At 67.5% G+C, this 25,372-nt stretch carries 19 protein-coding genes and 2 pseudogenes; 5 read left to right on the forward strand and 16 right to left on the reverse strand.

Features of this window, described 5'->3' with window-relative positions; genetic code table 11:
• Positions 1-24: 24 nt before the first annotated feature.
• The 5 genes and pseudogenes from metK to mihF form a co-directional block, all read right to left on the reverse strand.
• A complete protein-coding gene (gene metK, locus ACOI2T_RS19825) occupies positions 25-1,224 on the reverse strand; it encodes a methionine adenosyltransferase (RefSeq protein WP_067845808.1) in 1,200 nt (399 codons plus the stop codon).
• Positions 1,225-1,363: 139 nt separating this feature from the next.
• Positions 1,364-2,609, reverse strand: a pseudogene (gene coaBC / locus ACOI2T_RS19830) (bifunctional phosphopantothenoylcysteine decarboxylase/phosphopantothenate--cysteine ligase CoaBC).
• A gap of 18 nt (positions 2,610-2,627) precedes the next feature.
• Positions 2,628-2,951, reverse strand: coding sequence for a DNA-directed RNA polymerase subunit omega (gene rpoZ, locus ACOI2T_RS19835; RefSeq protein ID WP_067845155.1), 324 nt, complete (start codon positions 2,949-2,951; stop codon positions 2,628-2,630).
• Between the two features lie 91 nt (positions 2,952-3,042).
• A pseudogene (gene gmk, locus ACOI2T_RS19840) lies at positions 3,043-3,650 on the reverse strand (guanylate kinase).
• 10 nt (positions 3,651-3,660) lie between these two features.
• Positions 3,661-3,978, reverse strand: coding sequence for an integration host factor, actinobacterial type (gene mihF, locus ACOI2T_RS19845; RefSeq protein ID WP_003894434.1), 318 nt, complete (start codon positions 3,976-3,978; stop codon positions 3,661-3,663).
• A 498-nt stretch (positions 3,979-4,476) separates the two neighbouring features.
• Between mihF and ACOI2T_RS19850 the strand changes: the two genes are divergently transcribed.
• The gene (locus ACOI2T_RS19850) at positions 4,477-4,965 is read left to right on the forward strand and encodes a hypothetical protein (RefSeq protein ID WP_409504722.1); all 489 of its coding nucleotides are present in this window, start codon (positions 4,477-4,479) and stop codon (positions 4,963-4,965) included.
• 125 nt (positions 4,966-5,090) lie between these two features.
• Positions 5,091-6,146 (forward strand): DUF2330 domain-containing protein, encoded by a 1,056-nt coding sequence (locus tag ACOI2T_RS19855; protein WP_409504853.1) that lies wholly within the window; start codon positions 5,091-5,093, stop codon positions 6,144-6,146.
• On the opposite strand, the gene pyrF is transcribed toward ACOI2T_RS19855, so the two are convergent.
• The 7 genes from pyrF to pyrR all read right to left on the reverse strand — a co-directional run bounded on the left by pyrF (position 6,134) and on the right by pyrR (position 14,820).
• On the reverse strand, positions 6,134-6,946 hold the full coding sequence (gene pyrF / locus ACOI2T_RS19860; protein WP_409504721.1) for an orotidine-5'-phosphate decarboxylase: 813 nt from the start codon (positions 6,944-6,946) through the stop codon (positions 6,134-6,136). The genes ACOI2T_RS19855 and pyrF overlap by 13 nt on opposite strands.
• Before the next feature lie 2 nt (positions 6,947-6,948).
• The gene (carB, locus tag ACOI2T_RS19865; protein WP_409504720.1) at positions 6,949-10,290 is read right to left on the reverse strand and encodes a carbamoyl-phosphate synthase large subunit; all 3,342 of its coding nucleotides are present in this window, start codon (positions 10,288-10,290) and stop codon (positions 6,949-6,951) included.
• Between the two features lie 85 nt (positions 10,291-10,375).
• A complete protein-coding gene (gene carA / locus ACOI2T_RS19870) occupies positions 10,376-11,506 on the reverse strand; it encodes a glutamine-hydrolyzing carbamoyl-phosphate synthase small subunit (protein ID WP_409504719.1) in 1,131 nt (376 codons plus the stop codon).
• Positions 11,503-12,003, reverse strand: coding sequence for a PH-like domain-containing protein (locus ACOI2T_RS19875; RefSeq protein ID WP_409504718.1), 501 nt, complete (start codon positions 12,001-12,003; stop codon positions 11,503-11,505). The genes carA and ACOI2T_RS19875 overlap by 4 nt, the downstream gene beginning before the upstream one ends.
• Entirely contained in the window at positions 12,000-13,313 is a 1,314-nt protein-coding gene (locus ACOI2T_RS19880; RefSeq protein WP_085141852.1) for a dihydroorotase, read from the reverse strand. Before ACOI2T_RS19880 ends, ACOI2T_RS19875 begins: the two co-directional genes overlap by 4 nt.
• Positions 13,310-14,266, reverse strand: coding sequence for an aspartate carbamoyltransferase catalytic subunit (locus ACOI2T_RS19885; protein ID WP_067845137.1), 957 nt, complete (start codon positions 14,264-14,266; stop codon positions 13,310-13,312). Before ACOI2T_RS19885 ends, ACOI2T_RS19880 begins: the two co-directional genes overlap by 4 nt.
• The gene (pyrR, locus tag ACOI2T_RS19890; protein ID WP_067845136.1) at positions 14,263-14,820 is read right to left on the reverse strand and encodes a bifunctional pyr operon transcriptional regulator/uracil phosphoribosyltransferase PyrR; all 558 of its coding nucleotides are present in this window, start codon (positions 14,818-14,820) and stop codon (positions 14,263-14,265) included. The genes ACOI2T_RS19885 and pyrR overlap by 4 nt, the downstream gene beginning before the upstream one ends.
• Before the next feature lie 97 nt (positions 14,821-14,917).
• Between pyrR and ACOI2T_RS19895 the strand changes: the two genes are divergently transcribed.
• Positions 14,918-15,556, forward strand: coding sequence for a class I SAM-dependent methyltransferase (locus ACOI2T_RS19895; protein WP_409504717.1), 639 nt, complete (start codon positions 14,918-14,920; stop codon positions 15,554-15,556).
• A gap of 94 nt (positions 15,557-15,650) precedes the next feature.
• Here ACOI2T_RS19895 and ACOI2T_RS19900 read toward each other — a convergent pair whose 3' ends face one another.
• Complete coding sequence (locus ACOI2T_RS19900; protein WP_409504716.1) at positions 15,651-17,063, reverse strand: aldehyde dehydrogenase family protein; 1,413 nt, start codon at positions 17,061-17,063, stop codon at positions 15,651-15,653.
• Positions 17,064-17,079: 16 nt separating this feature from the next.
• Positions 17,080-18,207: an NDMA-dependent alcohol dehydrogenase gene (locus tag ACOI2T_RS19905; RefSeq protein WP_409504715.1), complete on the reverse strand. Its 1,128-nt coding sequence runs from the start codon at positions 18,205-18,207 to the stop codon at positions 17,080-17,082.
• A 189-nt stretch (positions 18,208-18,396) separates the two neighbouring features.
• Here ACOI2T_RS19905 and ACOI2T_RS19910 point away from each other — a divergent pair, with 189 nt between their 5' ends.
• The gene (locus tag ACOI2T_RS19910) at positions 18,397-19,503 is read left to right on the forward strand and encodes an AraC family transcriptional regulator (RefSeq protein ID WP_409504714.1); all 1,107 of its coding nucleotides are present in this window, start codon (positions 18,397-18,399) and stop codon (positions 19,501-19,503) included.
• A gap of 14 nt (positions 19,504-19,517) precedes the next feature.
• Complete coding sequence (locus ACOI2T_RS19915; protein ID WP_085141847.1) at positions 19,518-20,720, forward strand: serine hydrolase domain-containing protein; 1,203 nt, start codon at positions 19,518-19,520, stop codon at positions 20,718-20,720.
• On the opposite strand, the gene ACOI2T_RS19920 is transcribed toward ACOI2T_RS19915, so the two are convergent.
• A complete protein-coding gene (locus tag ACOI2T_RS19920) occupies positions 20,702-21,706 on the reverse strand; it encodes an ATP-binding protein (RefSeq protein ID WP_409504713.1) in 1,005 nt (334 codons plus the stop codon). The genes ACOI2T_RS19915 and ACOI2T_RS19920 overlap by 19 nt on opposite strands.
• A complete protein-coding gene (locus tag ACOI2T_RS19925) occupies positions 21,706-25,356 on the reverse strand; it encodes a beta-propeller fold lactonase family protein (protein ID WP_421874126.1) in 3,651 nt (1,216 codons plus the stop codon). Before ACOI2T_RS19925 ends, ACOI2T_RS19920 begins: the two co-directional genes overlap by 1 nt.
• Positions 25,357-25,372 lie beyond the last annotated feature (16 nt).

Consider the following 25,372-nt stretch of genomic DNA (forward strand, 5'->3'; position numbering starts at 1 on the left):
GGGGTACCTAAGCGTCTGGTCGAGCTAGACCGAAGCCTTGAGCTCGTCGACCTTGTTGGTCTGCTCCCAGGGCAGCTCGATATCGGTACGGCCGAAGTGGCCGTAGGCCGCGGTCTGCGCGTAGATCGGGCGCAACAGGTCGAGGTCGCGGATGATCGCGCCGGGGCGCAGATCGAACACGCTGCTGATGGCCTTCTCGATGCGGGCCGGGTCGACGGTCTCGCTGCCGAAGGTCTCGACGAACAGGCCGACCGGGGCCGCCTTGCCGATCGCGTAGGCGACCTGGACCTCGACGCGCTCCGCCAGCCCGGCTGCGACGACGTTTTTTGCCACCCAGCGCATCGCGTACGCGGCCGAACGGTCCACCTTTGACGGATCCTTGCCGGAGAAGGCGCCGCCGCCGTGGCGGGCCCAGCCGCCGTAGGTGTCGACGATGATCTTGCGACCGGTCAGGCCGGCGTCGCCCATCGGGCCGCCCAACACGAACTTTCCCGTCGGGTTGACCAAGAGGCGGTAGTCGGAAGTGTCGAGCGACTCGTGACCGAGGTCGGCGAGCACGGTGTTGACGACCTTCTCCCGGATGTCGGGCGTCAGCGTCGCCTCGAGGTCGATGCCGTCGGCGTGCTGGGTCGACAGCACCACGGTGTCCAGCCGCACCGGTGTGCGGCCGTCGTACTGGATGGTGACCTGGGTCTTGCCGTCCGGGCGCAGGTAGTCGAGCACGCCGTTCTTTCGCACCTCGGTGAGCCGGCGGGCCAGGCGGTGCGCCAGCGCGATCGGCAGCGGCATGAGTTCGGGGGTGTCACCGATGGCGTAGCCGAACATCAGGCCCTGATCGCCGGCTCCCTGCAGGTCGAGCGGGTCGGCCTTGCCTTCGACCCGTGTCTCGTGCGCGGTGTCGACGCCCTGCGCGATGTCGGGCGACTGCGCGCCGATGGCGATGTTGACGCCGCAGGACGCGCCGTCGAAGCCCTTGGTGGACGAGTCGTAGCCGATCTCGAGGATCCGGTCCCGCACGATCTTCGGGATGTCGGCGTAAGCGGAGGTCGTGACCTCGCCCGCGACGTGCACCTGGCCGGTGGTGACGAGGGTCTCCACCGCGACCCGCGACTTGGGATCCTGCTCCAGCAGCGCGTCGAGCACAGAGTCGCTGATCGCGTCACAGATCTTGTCGGGGTGCCCTTCGGTTACCGACTCACTGGTAAACAGGCGACCTTTGCTCACGGTCCGCATCCTTCCGTCAAACCCGTATCGAAGCCTACAAAACTATTTAGTCAGGCGAATTATATCCCCGCCCAGTTGAACCCAAGCGTGTGGGACGTTATCGCGCAAGCCTTACCCGCACCTTGATGTGATCACCGGATCACCTGCCGTGGTTCTGCAGGAACGCCGCGATCGCATCCACGATACGGGTGGCCATGAGTGTCTTCGACCCGTGCTCGAGTGCCGCCTCGGACCCGTCGGCGCTCAGCAACCAACCGTCGTTGTGGTCGACTTCGAACGCGCGGTTCTCGCCCACCGCGTTCACGACCAGTAGGTCGCAGCCCTTGCGCTTGAGCTTTGCGCGCGCGTGGAACAGCACGTCGCCGTTCGCGTCGCCGGTCTCTGCCGCGAATCCGACGATCGCGCGCATGTTTGGCAATTCACCGTCGGCGCGGGCCCGGACCGCGGCGGCGAGCACGTCGTCGTTGCGAACGAGATCGATCGAGCTCGGCTCAGAGGCGCCCTTCTTGATCTTGGCGGTGGCGACGTGCGCGGGCCGGAAGTCGGCAACCGCGGCCGCCATCACCAGGATGTTCGCGCCGGGGGCATGTTTGGACACCGCGTCACGAAGTTGGGTGGCCGAACCGATGTGCACGACATCGACGCCGGCGGGATCGATGAGACCCGCGGTGTTGCCCGCGATCAACGTCACGTCGGCGCCCCGCTGGGCCAGCACGCGAGCCATGGCATAGCCCTGCTTGCCGGAACTGCGATTGCCGATGAACCGCACGGGATCGATGGGTTCGCGTGTGCCGCCCGCGGTCACCAGTGCCTTGACGCCGGACAGGTCATAGGGCAGCGCATCGCCACGCTCGAGCAACAAGCCGGCGAGTGTGGTGATCTCCTCGGCTTCGGGCAGCCGGCCCGCGCCGCTGTCGGCGCCGGTGAGCCCGGCCCGAGGCGGGCTCGAGGACGACCGAGCCACGACGGCGCAAGGTGGCGACGTTCTCGCGCGTCGCCGGATGGAACCACATCTCGGTGTGCATGGCCGGGGCGAACAGCACCGGACATCGCGCCGTGAGCAGCGTGGCGGTCAGCAGGTCGTCGGCCCGGCCTGCGACGGCCCGGGCCAACAGATCCGCGGTGGCGGGCGCCACGACGACGAGGTCGGCTTCCTGCCCGATCCGGACATGCGGAACCTCGTGCACATCGTCGAAGACGCCGGTGTGCACGGGGTTGCCCGACAGGGCTTCGAACGTCGCGGCTCCGATGAACCGCAACGCGGATTCGGTGGGGACGACTCGGACGGAGTGCCCGAGCTCGGTGAGTTGGCGGACGACGGTGCACGCCTTGTAGGCGGCAATACCGCCGGCCACGCCGACGACGATTCGCTTACGTGCGCTCACGAGCCGGCCCCGGCCTGGCTACTCGCCCTCGGTGTGCTCGAGCAGGTCCTCGTGGATCTCGCGCAGCGCGATCGACAGCGGCTTCTCCTGCAGGCCGGGCTCGACCAGCGGACCGACGTACTCGAGGATGCCGTCACCGAGCTGGTTGTAGTAATCGTTGATCTGGCGTGCTCGCTTGGCGGCGTAGATCACCAGCGCGTACTTGCTCGACGCGCGGTCCAGCAACTCGTCGATGGGCGGATTGGTGATGCCCAGCGGCGTGTCGTAGGCGCTGACACCGGACGAATCGATACCCAAGTCGTCCACAGCGGTCAGCTGCGTGTCGGCGTGCGGGGTGCTCACGAAAAAGTCTCCTGGCGGTTATGGCGAAAATGCTTGTGAACAGCGTGCTGGTGGCTCGCGGATCCGACGATCTCGGTCCCGGCGCAGTCAGTCATCGGCTGGCCACCAGCAAGGATACCAATTCGGCGCAGGCCGAATCCAACTGACGGTTCACCACGACCTGGTCAAAGTCGGACTGAGCGGCCATTTCGGCCCGCGCGGTCTCCAGCCGTCTGGCCATGACCTCGGGCGTCTCGGTGCCGCGCCCGGACAATCGGCTGACTAGTTCGTCCCAGCTGGGCGGGGCAAGGAAGACGGAGATCACCTCCGGCATCGCTTGCTTGACCGCCCTGGCGCCGGCGAGGTCGACCTCGATCAGCACCGGCGGCCGGCGTTCGTCGCGTCCCGCACGGGCTGGGCCGGCGTTCCCGACCGGTGCAGACCGCCGTGGATCTCCGCCCATTCGAGCAGTGCTCCGTCATCGATCAGCTGTTGGAACCGTTCGGGCGAGACGAAGGTGTAATCGACACCGTCGACTTCTCCCGGCCGCGGGGCTCTCGTGGTGACCGAGACGGAGAAATACAGGTCGGGAAGCCGTTCCCGCAGGCAGCGGACCACGGTCGACTTCCCGACGGCAGAGGGGCCGGACAACACCACGACGGGAGCCTTGGTGACAGGCTCGTCGGTCGCGCGATGCCCGACCCCCCGGCCGGCGCTCAACCTCTGCGCCTTAGGACTGGTCGAACTTCTCCAGCAGGGCCTTGCGCTGGCGATCACCGAGGCCACGCAGGCGGCGGGTCGGGGCGATTTCCAGCTCGGTCATGATCTCCTGGGCCTTGACCTTGCCGACCTTGGGCAGGGCCTCCAGCAGAGCGGAGACCTTCATCTTGCCCAAGACCTCGTCGGTCTCGGCGTCGGTGAGCACCTGCTTGAGGTTGGTGCCGCCGCGCTTGAGCCGATCCTTGAGCTCAGCTCGCGCTCGACGTGCGGCAGCAGCCTTCTCCAACGCTGCCGCGCGCTGTTCGTCGGTCAACTGGGGAAGGGCCACGGGTTCCTCCGTCTCCTGGCAGTTACTTCTTTGGCCATCACTTGTTTTTTTCGGCTGGAGTGCAAACCAGCCAGCGACGACGACCGTACCCACGCCGGCCGACGAAAGCTAACCCCACCCCCTGGTTACGGCGCTAAAAGCCCAGCGTGTAGTGCGCTCCGGGGCCCCGCCGAAATCGGCCGCGATGACCCGGCCGAAGCGGCCGAATCGGCCTGAGTTCGCGGATATCCCTGCAGGTCAAGGGTTTTCGAGCATGCCGCGATCGACGGTCGGCTACGCCGCCACCGCGACGGCCACCGGCACGGGTCCGTCATCGGGCCGCGACAAGAAAATTTTCGCTGGTCACGGCGTGTCGGGCGTGTCGGAGGGTGACGAACACGTCAAAAATCACCGGTCGTGGCGCCTAGCGGTCACCTAAGCCACGCATAGGGAATACACAGCTGAGCTAAATAGCCTTCGCTCGGTCGGGTACCTCACCCGCTCGAAGGGAAGCTGGACATGAACATCAAGCGTCTGACCTGTGCATCCGCCCTCATCGTCGCGCTGGGCGCGGCACCGTTGGCGCTCGGCGCCGGGGTGTCGGCAGCACAACCCGGTCGGCCGTCGTGTGATTTCGGCAATTGTCAGGGACCGGGTGGGCCGGGTGGGCCCGGTCCGGGTGGGCCCGGCGGTCCCGATCGCCCCGGCGGACCCGGCGGACCCGGCGGGCCCGGTGGTTTTGGTCCGGGTGGCCCCGGCGGTGCCGGGCCGGGCGGCCCAGGTGGACCCGGCGGTCCCGGTCCGGGTGGCCCTGGCGGCCCCGGTGGTCCGGGCGGGCACTGGGACGCGCCCCCGCCTCCCCCACCGAACCTGGCCTGGCGCGGCATCGACCAGGGCCGCTTCGACCATCAGCCGTTCAATTACAACGGGCACTGGGTCACCCCGATTTTCAACCCGGGCTTCAACAACTGGGGCTTCTGGTTGTTCGGGATCTGGATCCCGCTGTGATCGAAGGGCTTTCACTCGACTGACATCGCGTCGTACGTAGCGCCACGGCGATTGCGCTGCCGATTCGCCGGCCTGGCGCTACGTACGGACGCGCGTCGGGCCATACGATCTGGGACGTGGCCCGGATGCTGCGTGCCCTCCTTGTCATGGTGTTCGTCGGTCTGAGCGCGAACATCGCGGCACCGGCGTGGGCATGTGGCTGCGGTGCCTACATACCGGACAACGACGACGCGGCCGTCGTCGACGAACGCGCGCTCATCACCTGGGACGGCACCACGCAGGACATCCTGATGTCGTTCAACGTGCGTGGCGGCTCGCAGAAGGCGGCGTGGGTGATGCCGGTGCCCACCGCATCCCACGTCACCGCCGGGGACGGTGCGGTGTTCGAGGAGTTGGCGCGGCTGACTGCGCCGCGCATCGAATACCGCGACTCGTGGTGGCCGACGTTCGGCTGGCTGGGCGGTTTCGCGGCTGCCGAAGGCGGTGCCGACCGAGCGCCCGCCGGCGCCGACGTCAGTGTGCTCGGCCAGCAGCGCATCGGGCCGTTCTCGATCACCCGACTGGCCGCCGACGATCCGGCCGCATTGGCGGATTGGCTGGCCGACAACGGTTTTCCGCAACCGCCCGACCTGTCGCGCAACATCGCCCCCTATGTCGCCGACGGCTGGGAGATCGTCGCGATCCGGTTGACGCCCGACACCGCGGGAGCCGAGCTCACCGGAAACCTGCAGCCGCTTCGGCTCTCGTTTGCCTCCAGCAAGGTGGTGTACCCGATGCGGCTGTCCCGGTCGGCGAAGGTGCCGCAGGCCGTCGACCTCTACGTGATCGCCGAGCACCGCATGGATCCGGTGGAATACCCGGTCGCGGGTGAGCGGCCGACGCTGGAGTTCGCGGGCCCCGTCGCGGCCGAATCGGTCGCGTACACCATGCGGCCCTACCTCGAGTCGGGCGCCTACCTCACCCGGTGGAGCAACGACATCAGCCGGCCGGAATCCATCGACGGCGACTACGTCTTCGAGCGCGCCGATTCTGACGCGGCGTTCCAGAAGGTCGTCCACGAATACCGCGACCATGGCGATGTCGCCGGATTCTTCCTGCTGGCGGGCAGTGCGCTGGCCGCGATCTCGACGATCGTCGCCGTCCTGATCGTGTGGGTGTGGCGCGCCCGTCAGGCCAGGTAGGCGACCGCGTCCCGCATGCGCTCGGCCGCGGCGCGCAGGTCACCGACTGTCGGGCCGGCGCGCAGCACCTCACGCGACACCGCGGGCAGCAGCGTCTTGGCGCCACCGAGTCCGCCCAACGCCTCCGGGCGGCCGCCCTGGGCGCCGACTCCGGGAACCAGGACGGGACCGCCGAGCGTGCTGAGATCGGGTGGTTCGGTGACTGTCGCGCCGACGACCACTCCGACCGAGCCCATGGCGTCGTTCGCGGCGTGATTGACCTCGGAAACCGAATCGACGATTGACTGCGCGACCGTACGCGCCCCGGCGACGGCACGTTGTACGCTCGCGCCTTCCGGATTCGACGTGGCGGCCAGCACGAAGACCCCACGGCCGTGTTCGGCGGCGGTGTCCAGCAGCGGCTGCAGCGACCCGAATCCGAGGTACGGCGATGCGGTCACCGCGTCGGCCGCGAGCGGCGAGTCACCGGCCCACGCCGCGGCATAGGCGGCCATCGTCGAACCGATGTCTCCCCGTTTCGCGTCGGCCAGCACCAGCACACCGGCATCGCGCAACGCCGTGATCGTGTGCTCGAGCACGGCGAAACCGGCGGAGCCATAGGCCTCGAAGAACGCCACCTGCGGTTTGACGATCGCGAAGTCCGCGAACGCCGTCACGCAGATGTCGCAGAACGCGGCCAGACCGGACGCGTCGGTCGTCAGACCCCACGCCCGCAGCAGCTCCGGATGCGGGTCGATCCCGGGACACAACGGCCCGCGGGCCGACACCGCGTCGGCCAGTCGCTGCCCAAAGCCTGCCATGGCTATCGGGATTCCAGCTCGCTGTGCAGTTCCTGCAGTGACATCACGCCGATGTCGCCGCGGATGCCTGCCTCGATGCCCTGCACCGCGGCGGACGCACCCTGCACCGTGGTGACGCACGGGATGTTCATCGACACGGCCGCCGACCGGATCTCATAACCGTCGACGCGCGGGCCGGAATTGCCGTACGGCGTGTTGATCACCATGTCGACCTCGCCGGCCCGGATCGCGTCCACCGCCGAAGGACGCGTGTCGCCGTCGACGGGCTCCTCGGAGTGCTTGCGCACCTCGTCACACGGAATGCCGTTGCGGCGCAACATCTCCGCCGTGCCCTCGGTGGCCAGCACCCGGAAGCCCAGATCGGCCAGCCGCTTCACCGGGAACACGAGCGAACGCTTGTCGCGGTTGGCCACCGACACGAACACCGTGCCGTCGGCAGGCAATGATCCGTACGCGGCGGTCTGGCTCTTGGCGAAGGCCGTGCCGAAATCGTGGTCGATGCCCATCACCTCGCCCGTCGATTTCATCTCCGGGCCGAGCAGCGAATCCACCTGTGCGCCATCGGCTCTGCGGAACCGGTGGAACGGCAGCACCGCCTCCTTGACCGCGACCGGGGCATTGCGGGGAATGTGCGCACCGTCCCCGGTCTCGGTCAGCAGACCCTCCTCGCGCAGCTGCGCGATGGTGGCGCCCAGCATCACCCGGGCGCAGGCCTTGGCCAGCGGAACGGCGGTCGCCTTGGACACGAACGGCACGGTGCGGCTCGCCCGGGGATTCGCCTCAAGGACGTAGAGCACGTCGTCCTTGAGCGCGTACTGGACGTTGAGCAACCCGACCACACCGATGCCGTGCGCGATGGCCTCGGTCGCGCGGCGCACCGCTTCGATGTCGCTGCGGCCCAATGTCACCGGCGGCAGCGCGCACGCCGAATCGCCGGAATGGATACCGGCTTCCTCGATGTGTTCCATGATGCCGCCGATGTAGACCTCGGTGCCGTCGCACAGCGCATCGACGTCGATCTCGATGGCGTCTTCCAGGAACCGGTCGACGAGCACGGGGTGTTCCGGCGACAGTTGCGTGGCCCGGGTGATGTAGCCCTGCAGGGTCTGCTCGTCGTAGACGATCTCCATGCCGCGCCCGCCGAGCACGTACGACGGCCGCACCAGCACCGGATAGCCGATGTCGGCGGCGATGCGACGGGCCTGCTCGAAGCTCGTGGCGGTGCCGAACCGCGGCGCGGGCAGGCCGGCCGTGGTCAGCACCTCACCGAACGCGCCGCGGTCCTCGGCCAGATCGATGGCCTTGGGGCTCGTACCGACGATCGGAACGCCCGCCTCCTCAAGGCGTTTGGCGAGGCCGAGCGGAGTCTGCCCGCCGAGCTGCACGATGACGCCGACGACACCGGGTCCACCCTCGCCCGACACGGATTCGGCGTGGTAGATCTCCAGCACGTCCTCGAACGTGAGCGGCTCGAAGTACAGCCGGTCGGCGGTGTCGTAGTCGGTGGAGACCGTCTCGGGGTTGCAGTTGACCATGACCGTCTCGAAACCTGCCTGGCTCAACGTCGTCGCCGCATGCACGCAGCTGTAGTCGAACTCGATGCCCTGCCCGATGCGGTTCGGACCGGAGCCCAGGATCAGCACCTTGGGTTTCTCGGTCTGCGGCGCCACCTCGGTTTCGGCGGCGGGGTCGAGTTCGTAGCTGCTGTAGTGGTACGGCGTCTTGGCATCGAACTCCGCGGCGCACGTGTCGACGGTCTTGAACACCGGGTGGATTCCGAGCCGTTGACGCAGTGCGCGCACACCCGATTCACCCGCCAGCTCGGGCCGCAGCGCCGAGATCTGGCGATCGGACAGGCCGCTGTGCTTGGCCCGGCGCAACAGCTCCTCGTCGAGCACCGGCGCGTCGATCAGCTCGGCGCGCAACGCGACGAGGCCCGCGATCTGCTCAACGAACCACGGATCGACGCCGGACGCCTCGGCGACCTGTTCGACGGACGCGCCGAGCCGCAGCGCGAGCTCGATGTCATAGATCCTGCCGTCCATCGGCGTCCGCAGATTGGTGAGCACCCGCTCGACGGAGATCTCGGGATCCGGGGCCGTCCAGAACCCGGCGCGGCTGGTTTCCAGCGACCGCATCACCTTGCCGAGCGCCTCGATGAAGTTGCGTCCGAGCGACATCGCCTCGCCGACCGACTTCATCGTGGTCGTCAGGGTCGCGTCGGCGCCGGGGAACTTCTCGAACGCGAACCGCGGCGCTTTGACCACGACGTAGTCCAGCGTCGGCTCGAAGCAGGCCGGGGTTTCCTTGGTGATGTCGTTGAGGATCTCGTCGAGCGTGTAGCCGATGGCCAGCTTCGCGGCGATCTTCGCGATCGGGAAACCGGTGGCCTTCGACGCCAGCGCCGACGAGCGGGACACGCGCGGGTTCATCTCGATGACGATGAGCCGCCCGTCTTTCGGGTTGACCGCGAACTGGATGTTGCAGCCGCCGGTGTCGACGCCGACCTCACGCAGGATCGCGATACCGAGATCGCGCATCTTCTGGTACTCGCGGTCGGTCAGCGTCATCGCCGGCGCCACGGTCACCGAATCGCCGGTGTGCACGCCCATCGGATCGAAGTTCTCGATCGAGCAGACCACCACGACGTTGTCGCGGCCGTCGCGCATCAGCTCGAGCTCGAATTCCTTCCAGCCGTAGATCGATTCCTCGATCAGCACGTTGGCCGACGGCGATGCGGCGAGCCCGTCGCCGGCCATCCGCTCGACATCCTCAGCCGAGTACGCCATGCCCGAACCGAGCCCGCCCATCGTGAAGCTGGGCCGCACCACCACGGGCAGGCCGAGGTCGGCCACCGTCTCGCGCACCTCGTCCATGGTGAAACACACACGGCTGCGGGCGGATTCGCCGCCCACCTTCGCGACGATGTCCTTGAACTTCTGCCGGTCCTCGCCGCGCTGGATGGCTTCGAAGTCGGCGCCGATGAGTTCGACGTCGTAACGCTCCAGCACGCCCCCCTCATGCAGGGCGACTGCGGTGTTCAGCGCGGTCTGCCCGCCGAGTGTGGCGAGCACCGCGTCGATCTTGTTGCCACGCTCGGCCTGCTGGGCGATGACCTTCTCGACGAACGCGGCCGTGATGGGTTCGACATAGGTGTGATCGGCGAACTCGGGGTCGGTCATGATGGTCGCCGGGTTCGAGTTGACCAGGCTCACCTGCAGGCCCTCGGCACGCAGGACACGGCACGCCTGAGTGCCCGAATAGTCGAACTCGCAGGCCTGGCCGATCACGATCGGGCCCGACCCGATGACCAGCACATGGTTGAGATCAGAGCGACGTGGCATTACTGGTTCCCCTCACCGCGAGCGACCGTGTCTGTACACGACACGCCGCGAAAATCTGTACAAAAGTGGTCGCTCGCCGAGCAGATCATCGCTTGTCCTCCGCCATGAGGTCGACGAACTGGTCGAACAGGTAGTTGGCATCGTGCGGGCCCGCCGCCGCCTCGGGGTGGTACTGCACCGAGAACGCCCGGCCGTTGGCGAGCCGGATGCCTTCGACGACACCGTCGTTCGCGCAGGTGTGGCTCACCTCGGCCGCGCCGAACGGGGTGTCGAACGTCTCCCCCGCTTCGCCTTCGAGGGCGAACCCGTGGTTCTGCGCGGTGATCGCGACACGTCCGGTGATGTGGTCGATCACCGGGATGTTGATGCCACGGTGGCCGAACACCATCTTGTAGGTGGACCGGCCCAGGGCCCGGCCGAGGATCTGGTTTCCGAAGCAGATGCCGAACAACGGGATCCCGGCACCCAGTACCTCGCGGGTCACCTCGACGATGTGGTCGGCGGTCGCGGGATCGCCCGGCCCGTTGGACAGGAAAACCCCGTCGGGCTTGAGGTCGGCGATCTGCTCGAAGGTCACCGACGACGGCAACACGTGGCTGCGGATGCCGCGGCGCGCGAAATTGCGCGGCGTGTTCGTCTTGATGCCGAGGTCGACGGCCGCGACCGTGAAGCGTTGCGTGCCTTCGGGTTCCACCACATATGTAGCTTCGGTGCTGACCTCGCCGGCCAGGTTCGCGCCGAGCATCGACGGCTGGCTGCGCACGCGCTCCAACAGCTCGTCGGGTTCGGCCAGCGCATCGCCGCTGAACACTCCGGCCTTCATCGACCCGCGGGTGCGCAGGTGGCGCACCACCGCCCTGGTGTCGATACCGGCGATGCCGACGATGCCCTGCGCGACGAGCTCGTCCTCCAAGGTGCCGTCGGCGCGCCAGTTCGACGCACGCGGCGACGGATCACGTACCGCGTACCCGGCGACCCAGATCTTGTCGCCACGGCTTTCGCCGTCCTCGCGGTTCCAGCCGGTGTTACCGATCTGCGGCGCGGTCGCGACGACGATCTGGCCGTGGTAGCTCGGATCGGTCAGCGTCTCCTGATAGCCCGACATTCCGGTGGAGAACACCGCCTCGCCCAATGTCTGTCCGATCGCGCCGAACGCGGTGCCGGAGAAGACGCGACCGTCCTCGAGCACCAAGACGGCCTGATTGCGCGTTGTCATGCTTTTTCCTCCAGCCAGCGGTCGAGTTCGGCGCGGTTGTCCGCGCGGAAGCCGGTGTCGATTTCGGCGCCCGACGGCAATCGCCACCGGATCGCCAGAATGCCGTCGTACGTGAGCGCCTTGCCCGCGATGCCACGCTCGGTGCGGATCGCGGTGATCGATTCGGCGGGAATCCAGATCGGTCCGGCCCCACTGCGTTGCATCATGATTCCCTCGGGGTAGCGCGTCAGCACCGCCTTGGCACGGAACCCCAGATCACCGGCGGCGACCTTGTCGTTCCAATGCGGCACCAGCGTGCTGCCCACGTAAAGACCCTTGGTGGCGGGCACGGTCGACTGCCCGACGGTATCGGGCAGCGCAGGCAGGGTGCCGATCAGCTCGGCCTGCCGCTGCGCCCGGTGCAACCAGCCGCGCATCATCTGCCGGATGAAGAACGCGATCAGCAGCGCCAGCACCGCAGCCATCACCAATGAGGCGATCAGCGTGGGGGTGTTCACCGTTCACACTTCCCGTCACGCGCCGTGATCCGCCCCCGCAACAACGTCGCGGTCACGGTGGCGGGCAGCTCCATCGACTCGAACGGCGTGTTGTCGGACCGGCTGGCCAACTCGGTGCCTGCCACGGTCCAGGTCGCGTCCGGGTCGACCACCGTCAGGTTGGCCGGCTCCCCCACTTCCAGTGGCCTGCCCTGGTCGGGCAGGCCGACGATGGCGGCCGGCGCCTCGCTCATCACCTTGGCCACGCCGCGCCAGTCGAGCAGGCCGGGCCGCACCATGGTCTCCACCACGACCGACAGCGCCGTCTGCAGACCCAGCATGCCCGGGCGCGCGACCGAGAACTCACAGCACTTCTCGTGCTCGGCGTGCGGTGCGTGGTCGGTGGCCACGCAGTCGATGACGCCGTCGGCCAATGCCTGACGCAGTGCCTCGGCGTCGCCGGCCTCACGCAGCGGCGGGTTGACCCGGTTGCGCCCGTCATAGCTCGCGAGCCGGGTGTCATCGAGCAGCAGGTGGTGCGGTGTCACCTCGGCGGTGATCGAAATACCTTGCGCCTTGGCCCATTTCAGCAACTCGACAGTGCCTGCGGTGGAGGCGTGGCAGATGTGCACGCGGGCCCCGGCATCGCGGGCCAGGATCGCGTCGCGGGCGACGATCGACTCCTCGGCAGAACGCGGCCAGCCCGTGAGGCCGAGCTTGGCGGCGTTGGGCCCCTCGTGCGCTACCGCGCCGACGGTCAGCCGCGGCTCCTCGGCATGCTGGGCGATGAGCACTCCCAGCCCGGTGGCGTATTCCAGCGCCCGGCGCATCACCAGCGGATCGTCCACGCACACACCGTCGTCGGAGAACATCCGCACCTGACCGACGCCTGCCGCCATCAGGCCCATCTCGGTGAGCTGCTTGCCCTCGAGTCCCACGGTCACCGCACCGACGGGGTGCACGTCGACCAGGCCGACCTGTTGGCCGCGGTTCCAGACATGGTCGGTGACGACGGCGGTGTCGGCGACGGGATCGGTGTTGGCCATCGCGAACACGGCGGTGTACCCACCCAATGCCGCTGCGGCGGAGCCGGTTTCGATGTCCTCGGCGTATTCGCGGCCGGGCTCGCGCAGATGGGTGTGCAGGTCGACGAACCCGGGCAACAGCACCTGCCCGGTAGCGTCGATGACCTCGGCCGCGTCCGGGATCGCCAGCCCGGCACCGATTTCGGCGATCTGACCGTCGTCGACCAACACGTCGACCGCGTCACCTTCACCGTAGAGCCGCACCCCGCGGATCAACACCGTGTTACCTCTGCTCTGCGCGGTCATACGCTGATCGCCTCCCGGTCTGCGCCGACCAGCAGATGGAACAGCACCGCCATCCGCACGTGGACGCCATTTGAAACCTGTTGCAGCACCGCCGATTGCGATGAATCGGCCACCGGGTAGGCGATCTCCATGCCCCGCAGCATCGGGCCGGGGTGCAGCACCACCGCGCGGTCCGGCAGCATGGCCTGCCGCTTCTCCGACAGCCCGTAGCGCACCGAGTACTCGCGTGCGGACGGGAAGAACGCGCCGTTCATCCGTTCGGCCTGCACGCGCAGCATCAACACCGCATCGGCCGCGGGCAGTTCGGCATCGAGGTCGTAGGACACCGACACCGGCCAGTCGGCGACGCCCGTCGGCAACAGCGTCGGGGGTGCGACCAACACCACCTCGGCGCCCAGGGTCGCCAGCAGCGTCACGTTGGACCGGGCCACGCGGCTGTGCAGGACATCGCCGACGATGACCACCCGCTTGCCCTCGATGCCGCCGAGCCGCTGCCGGATCGTCAGCGCGTCGAGCAGGGCCTGGGTCGGATGCTCGTGGGTGCCGTCGCCCGCATTGATCACGGAAGGCCCGCCGCCGTCCTCCTCGGCGGTCCACTCCGCGAGCTGCTGCGCGGCACCCGAAGCCGGGTGGCGGATGATGAGCGCATCGGCGCCTGCCGCCCGCAGTGTCAGCGCGGTGTCGCGCAGCGACTCGCCTTTGGCCACCGACGATCCCGAGGCGCTGACGTTGATGACGTCGGCGCTCATCCACTTGCCCGCCACCTCGAACGAGACCCGGGTACGCGTCGAGTTCTCGTAGAACATCGTGATGATCGTGCGGCCGCGCAGCGTGGGCAGCTTCTTGACCTCACGGCCAAGCAGCGCCTCGCGGAAGCGGTCGGCGTCGTCGAGGATCGCGGTTGCGTCGTCGCGGGAGAGATCCGCCGCCGACAACAGATGCCGAGCACTCACTTGGATATCACCACCCCGTCACGGTCGTCATGCTCGGTCAACAGCACGTGGACGCTCTCACTGCGTGAGGTCGGCACGTTCTTGCCGACATAGTCGGCGCGAATGGGCAGCTCGCGGTGGCCGCGGTCGACGAGCACGGCCAACTGGACACTGCGGGGCCTGCCGATGTCGCGCAGCGCGTCGAGCGCCGAGCGCACCGAGCGGCCCGAGTAGAGCACGTCGTCGACAAGGATGACCACGGCGTCGTCGATGCCGCCGGCCGGGATGGAGGTCGACGCGAGCGGACGCGGCGGCTTGAAGTTGAGGTCGTCGCGGTAGAGCGTGATGTCGAGCGCACCGTGCGGCAGTTCGACACCGGCGAACTCGTTGATCTTGTCGGCGAGCCGCGTGGCGAGGATCACGCCGCGCGTCGGGATGCCCAGCAACACCACGCGCGCCCGCTCCGCGGGATCGTCCAGCGCGGTCTTCTCGATGATCTGGTGGGCGATGCGGGAAATTGTCCGGCCGACGTCCGCCGCGGACAGCAATTCCCGGTCGGTACCTGAAGAGCCCATGGTGAGACCCTGACCTCCTTCTCCGCCTCTCTGGACGGATCGTTAAAGGACGTCGAACTGCCGGGCAGCTTAACAGAGCGCGACTATCCTGACGAAAATGACATCCCCCGGTTCCCCGTTCGACTTCGATGCCCTGTACCGCGGCGAGAGCCCCGCCGAAGGTGTGCCGCCGATCACCACGCCGCCCTGGGATACCAAGGCGCCGAAAGAAAATGTCGTCGCCTGGGCCGAAGCCGGTCTGGTGCACGGTCATGTGCTCGACATCGGCTGCGGTCTTGGTGACAACGCGATCTATCTCGCGCAGCAGGGCTACGAGGTCACCGCACTCGACATCTCCCCGACGGCGCTGATCACCGCCGAGCGCCGCGCGTCCGACGCGGGCGTGAAGATCACGTTCGCGGTGTCCGACGCCACGCGCCTCGACGGGTACGACGACGCCTTCGACACCGTGATCGACAGCGGGATGTACCACTGCCTCGACGACGACGGCAAGCGCAGCTACGCCGCCGCCGTGCACCGGGCCACCCGGCCCGGTGCCACGTTGCTGCTCGGCGCGTTCTCCGACGCCAACCTGCAGCAGCCCGACTGGGGTGCGCCGACGGTTTCGGAGGAGACGCTACGTACGACGCTGGGCGACGCGGGGTGGGACATCACCTCGCTGACCACCGAGACGACGACGCTGCCCCACAACGGGGCCGACGCGTCGTTCTGGCTGCTGCAGGCTCAGCGCCGCTGATCAGGCCAGCTCGAACCCGTGGTAGCCGGCCACGGCAACGCCGTCGCCGATCTGCTGGCTCCACGGGCATAAATGTTCTCCAGCCTGTCGCGGGTCAGCGCTGGATCGACTTGACCTCGAGGAACTCCTCGAGGCCGAACAGCCCGGCCTCGCGTCCGTTCCCGGACTGCTTGTATCCGCCGAACGGCGCGTTGGCGTTGAATGCGCCCGCGTTGATCTGCACCTGGCCCGCGCGGATGCGGCGCGCGATCTTCTCGGCCCGGTCCGTCGACCCGGACCACACCGCGCCTGCCAGTCCGTAATCGGTCGCGTTGGCGATGCGCACCGCCTCGTCTTCGGAGTCGTAGGCCTCGATCGCGAGAACCGGGCCGAAGACCTCCTCCTTGTGGATCGTCATGTCCTCGGTGACATCGGAGAACACGGTCGGCCGGACGAATGCGCCGGGGGCATCGGAGTCGGTGTCACCGCCGGCGACCAAGCGAGCCCCCTCATCGATCGCGGTGCGGATGTAGCCGAGCACCCGCTTCTGCTGTGCGCGAGACGACAACGGGCCCAACGCAGTCCCGTCCTCGGCGGGATCGCCGACCGGAAGCGCCTCGGCGGTTGCCTTCGCGAGCGCCTCCACCTCGGCCAGTCTGTCGCGCGGGACGATCATGCGGGTCAACGCCGAGCAGGTCTGTCCGGAGTTGAGCATCATCGACTTCACCGAGGCCGGCACGGCCGCTTGCAGATCGGCGTCGTCGAGGATGATGTTGGGGCTCTTGCCGCCGAGTTCGAGCGAGACGCGTTTGACCGTGCGGGCGGCGACCTCCTGCACTCGCCTGCCCGCGCGGGTCGATCCGGTGAAACTCACGATGTCGACGTCGTCATGCCCGACGATCGCCTCGCCGACCTCCGCACCGGTTCCGAACACGATGTTGAAAACACCTGGCGGCAAGCCGATCTCGTCGACAATCTCAGTCAACGCGATCGCGCACAGCGGGGTGACCTCGCTGGGCTTGACGACGACGGTGTTGCCGGCGGCCAGACCGTAGCCCACCTTCAGCGCGATCTGGTGCAGCGGATAATTCCACGGTGTGATCGCACCGAGCACACCGAACGGCTCGCGCACGATCGTCGACCCGCGGTATTCCCCTTCGAACTCGTAGTCGCGCACGATGTTCGCGGCCTCGGCGAAACTGTTGATCGGCAGCGGCAGCTGGACCGCCCGGGAAATCGAGATGGGACAACCCCTTTCGGCGGAGATCGTGCGGGCCAGATCTTCTGCGCGTTCGGTCAGTTTGCCCGCGATCGCGGTGAGGTAGTCGGCACGTTCCCCGACGGGTGTCGCCGACCAGCCCGGGAAGGCCGCCCGAGCGGCGGCGACCGCAGCGTCGACGTCGGCGGCCGTACCGGCCACCACCTCCGCGATCACCTCGTCGTTGGCCGGGTTGGTGACGGGGATGCGCGCCGTTCCGCTCGAGACGGTCCACTTGCCGTCTATGTAGTTGGTGTCATGGTTTTTCATCGGTGACCTCTTCGGTTCAGTAGTCGGTGTCGGAGTAGACGATGAGGCCACGCAGGTTCTTGCCGTCGAACATGTCCTGGTAGCCCTGATTGATGTCTTCGAGGCGGTAGCGGGTGGTGACGAGCTCGTCGAGTTTGAGGTTGCCCGACCGGTAGAGATCGAGGAGCTTGGGAATCTGGGTGCGCGGGCCGACACCGCCGAAAACCGCTCCCTGGACCCGCTTCTGGAGCAGTGTCAGCTCGAACAGGTTGAGGTCGACCGTCGATTGCGTGAAATCGCCCATGCCCGTGACGATCACCTGGCCGCCCTTACCGGTCAGGCTGAGCGCCTGCTGGACGTGTTCACCCTTGATCTCACCGACCGTGATGATCGAGACCTGAGCCATCTTGCCCCACGTGAGGTCCGGCAGTTCGGCCGCGGCTTCCTCGACCGACGCGTACGTGTGCGTGGCCCCGAACTCGATGGCCTTCTTGCGCTTGAGGTCGACCGGGTCGATCGCGACGACGAACCGGGCGCCGGCGAACCGCGCACCCTGCACGGCGTTCATGCCGACCCCGCCGACGCCCATCACCACGACCGTGTCCCCCGGCCGGGTGTCGCCGATCTCGGTGGCCGAGCCCCAACCGGTGGACACACCGCAGCCGAGCAGCGCCGCGACGTCGAGCGGGACGTCCTTCTCGATCTTGACGACCGACGCCTCGCTCACCGTCACGTACGGGGCGAACGTGCCGAGCAAGCACATCTGGATGACCGGCTGCCCGTCACGGGTGACGCGGTAGGTCTTGTCCGCGACGGCTTGCCCGGTGAGCAGGCCCGCGCCTTCGTCACACAGGTTCTGCAACCCGGTGGCACACGACGGGCACGTTCCACACGCCGGGATGAACGCGAGCACGACGTGATCGCCGACTTCCAGGCCGCTCACGCCCGGCCCGACCTTCGTGATCACGCCCGCACCCTCGTGCCCACCCAGAACCGGCATGAACGGCACGGGGCTGCTGCCGGCGACGACGTGCGCGTCGGAATGGCACAGGCCGGAGGCGGCCAGGCGCACCTGAACCTCCCCGGCCACCGGGTCGCCGAGCTCGACGTCGCAGATCGTCCAGGGCGCGCCGACCTCTTCGACGACCGCGGCCTTCACTCTCATCTGACCTTCTTCCCTCGTGCGACCTATCACATTTCCATGGCAGGTGAGACGTGAATCACTATTCGGACGGTAGAGCGGCGGTCGCGGGTCTCGACAGAACAGACCCGGCCACAACGCAACATTTCCGGCCACTTCGAGGCAGTGCCGCGGTCGTTGACGGGGCTCGGGTGGTCGGCAAAACTGACGCACATGACCTCGGGCAGCGGCGCTCTCGCAGATCAGGGTGCCTTACCTGCTTCGCCGGTCCTGCAATCGACCAACCGGGTAATTGCGGCCATCACCGATCCCTGGGACCACCCGCGCACCGCGGTCTCGGTGCAGATCATGTGCGAGTGGGCCGTCGAACACGGCATCGCCGCCGAGTCGCTGCTGTCGGGTTCGCATCTCACGGTGGCCGCACTGGCCGATGTCGACACGATCGTCGAGGCGAGTCAGGAGCTTGCCGTCATCCGCAATCTGGTCTCCGTCGCAGGCGATCGGCCCGGGCTGGGAGTCGACCTGGGCAGGCGATATCACCTCACCGCGTACGGATATCTGGGTTATCTGCTCGCCGCGTCCGCCAGCGTCCGGGACACGGTTCACCGTGGGCTCTACTACGCGATGCTGACGTTCGCGTTCTCGACCATGACGGCCCGCATCGACCCCAACGACCAGTACGTACTCGCCTTCGAGGCCGACGACATGCCCGACAGCATCCGGCGCTTCGTCGTCGAACGGGATCTCACCGCCGTGATGCAGATACAACGGGACACCTTCCCCGACTTCGACGCGGTGCCACTGCGCGAGATCCGGTTCGCCTTCCCGCCGGTCACCCGCGCTGATTCGCAGGCGATCTACCTGGACCACTTCGGAGTGCCCGTGTCATTCGAATGCGGCCGCAACGAAATCGTCTACGACGCCGGATATCTCGACCTCGTGCCGCCCATGGCGAACGAACACACCACCCAGCTGATGGTCACGCAGTGCGAACGCATCCGCGCGGAGCGGCTGCACCACACCGGAGTCGCCGCGCGGGTACGCGCGCACCTCCTCGACCAGTCTTCGCTCGACCTCACGTTGGAGGATGTCGCGCTGCACCTGCACTACGCGCCGCGAACATTGCGTAGGCACCTCGAACACGAGGGCACCACGTTCCGGGCGATTCTGGACGAAGTCCGTCGCAGCGTCGCCCACAATCTCCTGCACGACCGGACCATTCCGCACTACGAGATCGCCCACCGCCTCGGTTATCAGGACTGGTCGAGTGTCGTGCGGGCACGCCGACGCTGGCGCCGCACCGGTCACGACCGCGGCTGACTACCCTGGCCCGGGTGAACCTCGACGGCAATCAAGCGTCCATCCGGGAGGCGATCGACGCAGGCCTGCTGGCCGGTGCGGTCACCATGGTGTGGCACGCGGGCAAGGTGGTACAGGTCAACGCGCTGGGAAACCGCGACGTCGAGGCCCGGCTGCCGATGCAGCGCGACACCGTGTTCCGGATCGCGTCGATGACCAAACCTGTCACCGTGGCGGCCGCGATGGCGCTTGTCGAGGATGGCAAGGTCGCACTCACCGACCCGGTGACCAAGTGGCTGCCGGAGCTGTCGAACATGCGCGTGCTGCGGGAACCGCGCGGCCCCTTGGACCGGACCGAACCGGCTCGGCGGCCGATCACGATCGACGATCTGATGACCCACCGCAGCGGGCTGGCCTATGTGTTCTCGGTACTCGGGCCGCTGGCGTCGGCCTACGGGCGGCTGTCGCTGCGCCAGGACCAGGATCGCTGGTTGGGCGAGGTGGCCAAGCTGCCGCTGGCCCACCAGCCCGGTGACCGCCTGACCTACAGCCACTCCACCGACGTGCTCGGCATCGCCCTGTCCCGGATCGAGGGCAAGCCGCTGGCGCAGGTGCTCGCGGAGCGCATCTTCGAACCGCTGGGCATGACCGACACCGGATTCTCGGTCGATGCGGCAGGCCGGCGTCGGGCGGCGACGATGTACAAGCTGACGGCCGACAACACGTTGACCCACGATGTGATGGGGCCTCCGCCGATCACCGATCCACCGTTCTGCACCGGCGGCGCCGGCTTGTTCTCGACGGCCGACGACTACCTGAAGTTCGCCCGGATGCTGCTGTCCGGCGGAACCGTCGATGGTGTCCGCGTGTTGTCGGAGGAATCGGTGCGGCTGATGCGCACCGACCGACTCACCGCCGAGCAGAAGCAGTATCCGTTTCTGGGAGCACCGTTCTGGGTCGGCCGCGGCTTCGGGCTCAACCTGTCGGTCGTCACCGATCCCGCCAAGTCCCGCCAGCTGTTCGGGCCGGGCGGGCTCGGCACCTTCAGCTGGCCGGGCGCCTACGGCACGTGGTGGCAAGCCGATCCGTCAGCCGACCTGATCCTCATCTACCTGATCCAGAACCATCCGGACATGTCGGTGGACGCGGCCGCGATCTCGGGCAACACGTCGCTCGCGAAACTGCAGTCCGCACAACCGAAGTTCGTGCGCCGCACGTATCAAGCGCTCGACATCTGATCCGGCACGGAGCCCAGCTCGGCGGCGAGCATGCCTCGCAGCCGGCACAGGCGCGTGAACGGAGTGCCCCTCTTGCGCAGTTCGGCGTACATCGGGTGGGCCACCCGCACTTCCACGCGGCCGTCGATGTCGTCGAGGGTGACCAGGCCGCGAGCATCGGCCTCCTCGACGGCGGCAGGGTCGGTGATCCGTCCGAGCGCGGCAAGCTCGATCGGCCCGCCGATGGTCAGAACGTCGAGTACCTCGCCGACCGCTTCGCGCAGTGCGCCGATCCGCATCTCGATCGTCGCGGCGAGGCCGGGCGGCAGAATCGTCGCACCGGTCCACCGCCAACATCCGTCGACGCGGCTGAAACTGCCGTCCGAAACCGCATGTTCGACGATGTTGCGCAGGTACAGCACATTTCCCCGGGTGAGCTTCCACAGTCGCGCGGCGGCATCGGGATCCACCTCACCCCGTAGCGCCGCCGACACCAGCCGGGTCGACTCGGCTTGCGACAGCGGCTGGAGGTCGAGTCGGACGAACTGGCCGGATCGCCATATCTCTTGTGCCGGTTCGGGGATCGTCGCATCGGTGGGCGCGGTGAGCAGGATTCTCGCGTGGTGGCGCGCGATGATCTGACGCAGCACGACCAGGGACATGTCGTCGAGGTGATGGGCGTCGTCCACCGCCACGATCACGGTGCAGCCGTCAGGTACGTCGGTCAGTGCCTCGACGACATCCTGCGCCTGCCGGTCGCGCCCGCCGGCGGGCCACCCCAGCCATTGCGTGAACGCGCCGAGCGGCAACACCCGTGCCGACGATGTGCCGACCACCCAACGGGTTTCGCATCTGCTCGACGCCGCCACGGCCTCCCGTGCGAGCCGCGTCTTCCCCACACCGTAGGCGCCGCGGATGACGACCCCGCGGTGGTCCCCGCTCGACAGCGTGGTGGTGACCACGTCCATCTCCTCGGCCCGGCCGGTGAGTGGCCACGTCAGGCGCATCAGAGCACCGTCCCGAACACGCTGGCATACAATGAGTTGTCGTAGTAATCCGCGATGTAGAGCGTGTTGTCCGAGCCGACCGCGATCGTCCGGGAACCGGTGGCCGAGTTCTGATCGGTGCTGAACGTGCCGACCACGGAGTTGGTCGCCGTGTCGATCACCGTGACGGACTTTCCGTCGGAGTGGGTGACGTAGGCGCGGCTGCCGTCGTGGTTGAAGGCGACGTCATACGCCCCGTCCGGGACCGTGATTCGCGCGATTTCCGTGTTGTACGTTGCGCTCGTGGGATCGGAGTCGATCACCGAAACCGCGCTGTAGTGATCTCGGACCAGCCAGTTGCGTCCCATGGAATCGGTGACGAACCATCCGCTGGTTTGTCCTCCGACACCGCGCTCCACCACGAGGACCCGCTGAGTGACATAAGTCTGCGTGCCGTCGGGGCTGACCGCGACGTGGTAGGTGACGTCGGTCGTCTCGCTCCGCATCGAATCCAGATCCCACTCGGGTCCGACGTCAACCGTGGTGATCGGTTGCAGTGTCGAGCTGTCGAGGACCACGACGCCGTCGCTGTACCCGGTGGCCGCATAGAGCCGGTCCCCGTCCTCGCTGATCTCCAGGTCGCCGTCGAAGAACCCGACTGGCGTAGTGGAGATCACCTGGTGATAGGTCGCGCTCGTCGGGTCGGCGTCGATCACCGAGACCGTGCCGTCACCACGCGCCGCGTAGACCCGGTCACCGTCGGGGCTGACCGCGACATCCCAGACGCCGTTGTAGCACTCGCCGCATTGCGTGGGAACCGCGATGGTGTCCAGGACGGTGTTGTAGGTGGCACTGGTCGGGTCGGCGTCGATCACCGACACGGTGTCGAAGTTGGCCACATAGACCCGCTGCTCGTCATCGTCGGGATGGCTCGCCACGATGCGAGTCGATCCGTAATCCACCGGGATGGTCGTGATGAGTTCGCCGTTGGCGGTGTCGACCACGGACACCACGCCATAGCCGGTGTAGGGGTCGGTGCCGATCACGTAGGCACGGTTGTCGACGACGGCCACGCCGTTGGGATTGCTGACCGTGATCGGGCTGGTGTCGACGTCGAGTTCCTCCGGCGCAGCGGCGGCCTTCGGCGAGATGGGCACGGTGACAGCCACATTCGTGACGCCGCCACGCCCGTCGCTGACGGCGACGGTGAAGTGGTCGTAGTCCTCGGTGGCCGAACGCGCGGCCTGCTCGCGCGCGGCCTGCGTCGGCGTGTAGGTGTATGCCCCGGTCGCCGCGTCGTAGACCACGGTGCCGTTGGCCGGGCCGGTGACGGTGCCGTAGCTGAGCGGGTCACCGTCGATGTCTCTGACCGAGAGCAGCCCGGCGACAGTGCCGGTGTCCGGATTCGGGCTTCCGACCGTGGGCTGGGCCGTCGACTGCGGCGCGGTGTTGACATTGGCCAGTGATACGACGCGTACATTGCGGTCGAATGCGTCTGTGACATAAACCGTGCCGTCCGCGTCCACGGCGATGACGTGGCCGCCCGACTCGGCGGTCGGGTCGATCGTCACGGTACGCGCGACGGTGTTCGTCTTGGTGTTGATCACCGAGATGGTGTCGGGACCGTTGGCGACGTAGGCCAGGCTTCCGTCGGGACTCAACGCGACCGACGTCGGGGCGCCGCCCACCCGGATGTCGAGGGACGAACTGGTCGGATCGGCGTCGATTCGGACATTGGTGGCCGTGTCGATCACCGAGACGGTGCCACTCCCCGTGTTGACGACGTAGAGCTTGGTGCCATTGGGGCTGAGGGCCAGCGCGCTCGGTGACGACCCTACGTTGATCGAATTCGTGCCCGCCACGGCAGTATTCGTGTCGATCACCCGGTACGTCGAGGTATCGATCACCGATACGGTATTACTGGTACGGTTCGCGACGTACAGGCGGCTGCCGTCCGCACTCAACGCCAACGCACTCGGCGCCGAACCCACCGAAATCGAATTCGTCCCCGCCACCGCGGTATTCGTGTCGATCACCCGGTACGTCGACGTATCGATCACCGATACGGTATTACTGGTACGGTTCGCGACGTACAGGCGGCTGCCGTCCGCACTCAACGCCAACGCACTCGGCGCCGAACCCACCGAGATCGAATTCGTCCCCGCCACCGCGGTATTCGTGTCGATCACCCGGTACGTCGAGGTGTCGATCACCGAAACCGTGTTGCTGCCGGTGTTGGCCACATACAACCGAGTACCGTTTTGGTTGATTGCCAGCGCACTCGGCGACGAGCCGACCGTGATGGCGTTGACGCCGGCCACGGTGGGGTTGGTGTCGATCAATCGGCCGGTGCGGGCGTCGATCACCGATATCGTGTTGCTACCGGTGTTCGCCACATACAACCGGTCGCCACCGGTCGTGACGACGACCGCCGAGGGGTTAATACCCAGGCCCGTGATCGTCGGGTCGAGCTGCGGCTGGGTCGAGGAGACCGGAACCGATACCGCGACCGGAGTGGCGTGCTGCCCGTCACTGACGGTGACGGTGAACGTGTCATAGTCCCCGCCCGCGGTCTGCCCGGCGGCCACCCGAGCGGCCGCGGTCGGAGTGTAGGTATAGGTGCCGGCATCGTCGACGGACACGGTCCCGTTCGCGGGCGCCCCCGTGACGGTGTACGTGAGTGCGTCGCCGTCCGGGTCGGAGACGTTCAGCGAACCGACAACGACGCCGGTGGTTTGATCCGGAACGACTCCCGTCGGTGTCCCGGAGGTTACCGGCGCCAGATTGTCCGCGGCCACAAGCGCCTGCCGGTTTTCCATGGTCTGGCTGGTCGACACCGTTCGGTAGTCGAGTCCGGCCACCTGGAGTGCTTTTTCGTCCTGTTCGAATTGCTTACGCGCCAAGGCGATCATGGCCAGGCCGAACGGTGATTCGACCGGGGTGAGCGGACCGTTGGTCGCCAGTCGGTCGGCGCCAGCCACGCCCAGCACGGTCAGCACGACGCGGTTGACCGGACTGACGGGCCGATCTTCGGGTGCGGCCACGGTCTTCGGCACCGCGACTGCTTCGGCCTGCGGCGCCGAGGAGGTTTGTGCCGGCTCGGCCGTGAACTCCTGGGGCGCAGAATTTTTCGACGGCGGGTGCGGATCGGGGGAATTGTTCACGACGGCCCGCCGGACGACCTGTCCCCGCGGCGCGGCAGGCGGTCTGGTCGATGTGTGCTGCTGCAAACCGGATCTGCGAGTGCTCAAGACGCCGGTCGCGTCGGTATCCGGTGTGTTCCTCGACCGCGATTTGTCGTCGTCGTCGTCCTCAGTGGCCCGTTTCGGCTCCGGCTGCGGGTCGGTGTTGTCGACCGGGGCGGACGCGCCGGCCGTCGGGGCGGTTTCGCCGCGGGCCGTATCCTCCGCCGATTTCTTCGACGTACGGCCGCCATCGGTGTTGCCGAACACCACCTTGGGTTTCGGCTTCTCGGTTTTGGTCGACCCGGTTGCCGACTCCGAGGTCGAGGCGGGATCCGGCTGGGACTCCGACGCGGTGGTCGACTCGCCGCCGGGACTCGGATCTGATTCGTCGGCCCAGGCGATGCCCGGGGTGGTGGCAATGGCGACGCCCACTCCGAGCGCGATCGCCAACCCGCCGACACGGCCGATGTACGTTGCGTAACCCATTGCGGTGTCCTTCCGG

Source organism: Mycolicibacterium wolinskyi str. Jessa 2025 (genome assembly GCF_049241375.1).
In the GTDB taxonomy this organism is placed as follows: Bacteria; Actinomycetota; Actinomycetes; order Mycobacteriales; family Mycobacteriaceae; genus Mycobacterium; species Mycobacterium wolinskyi.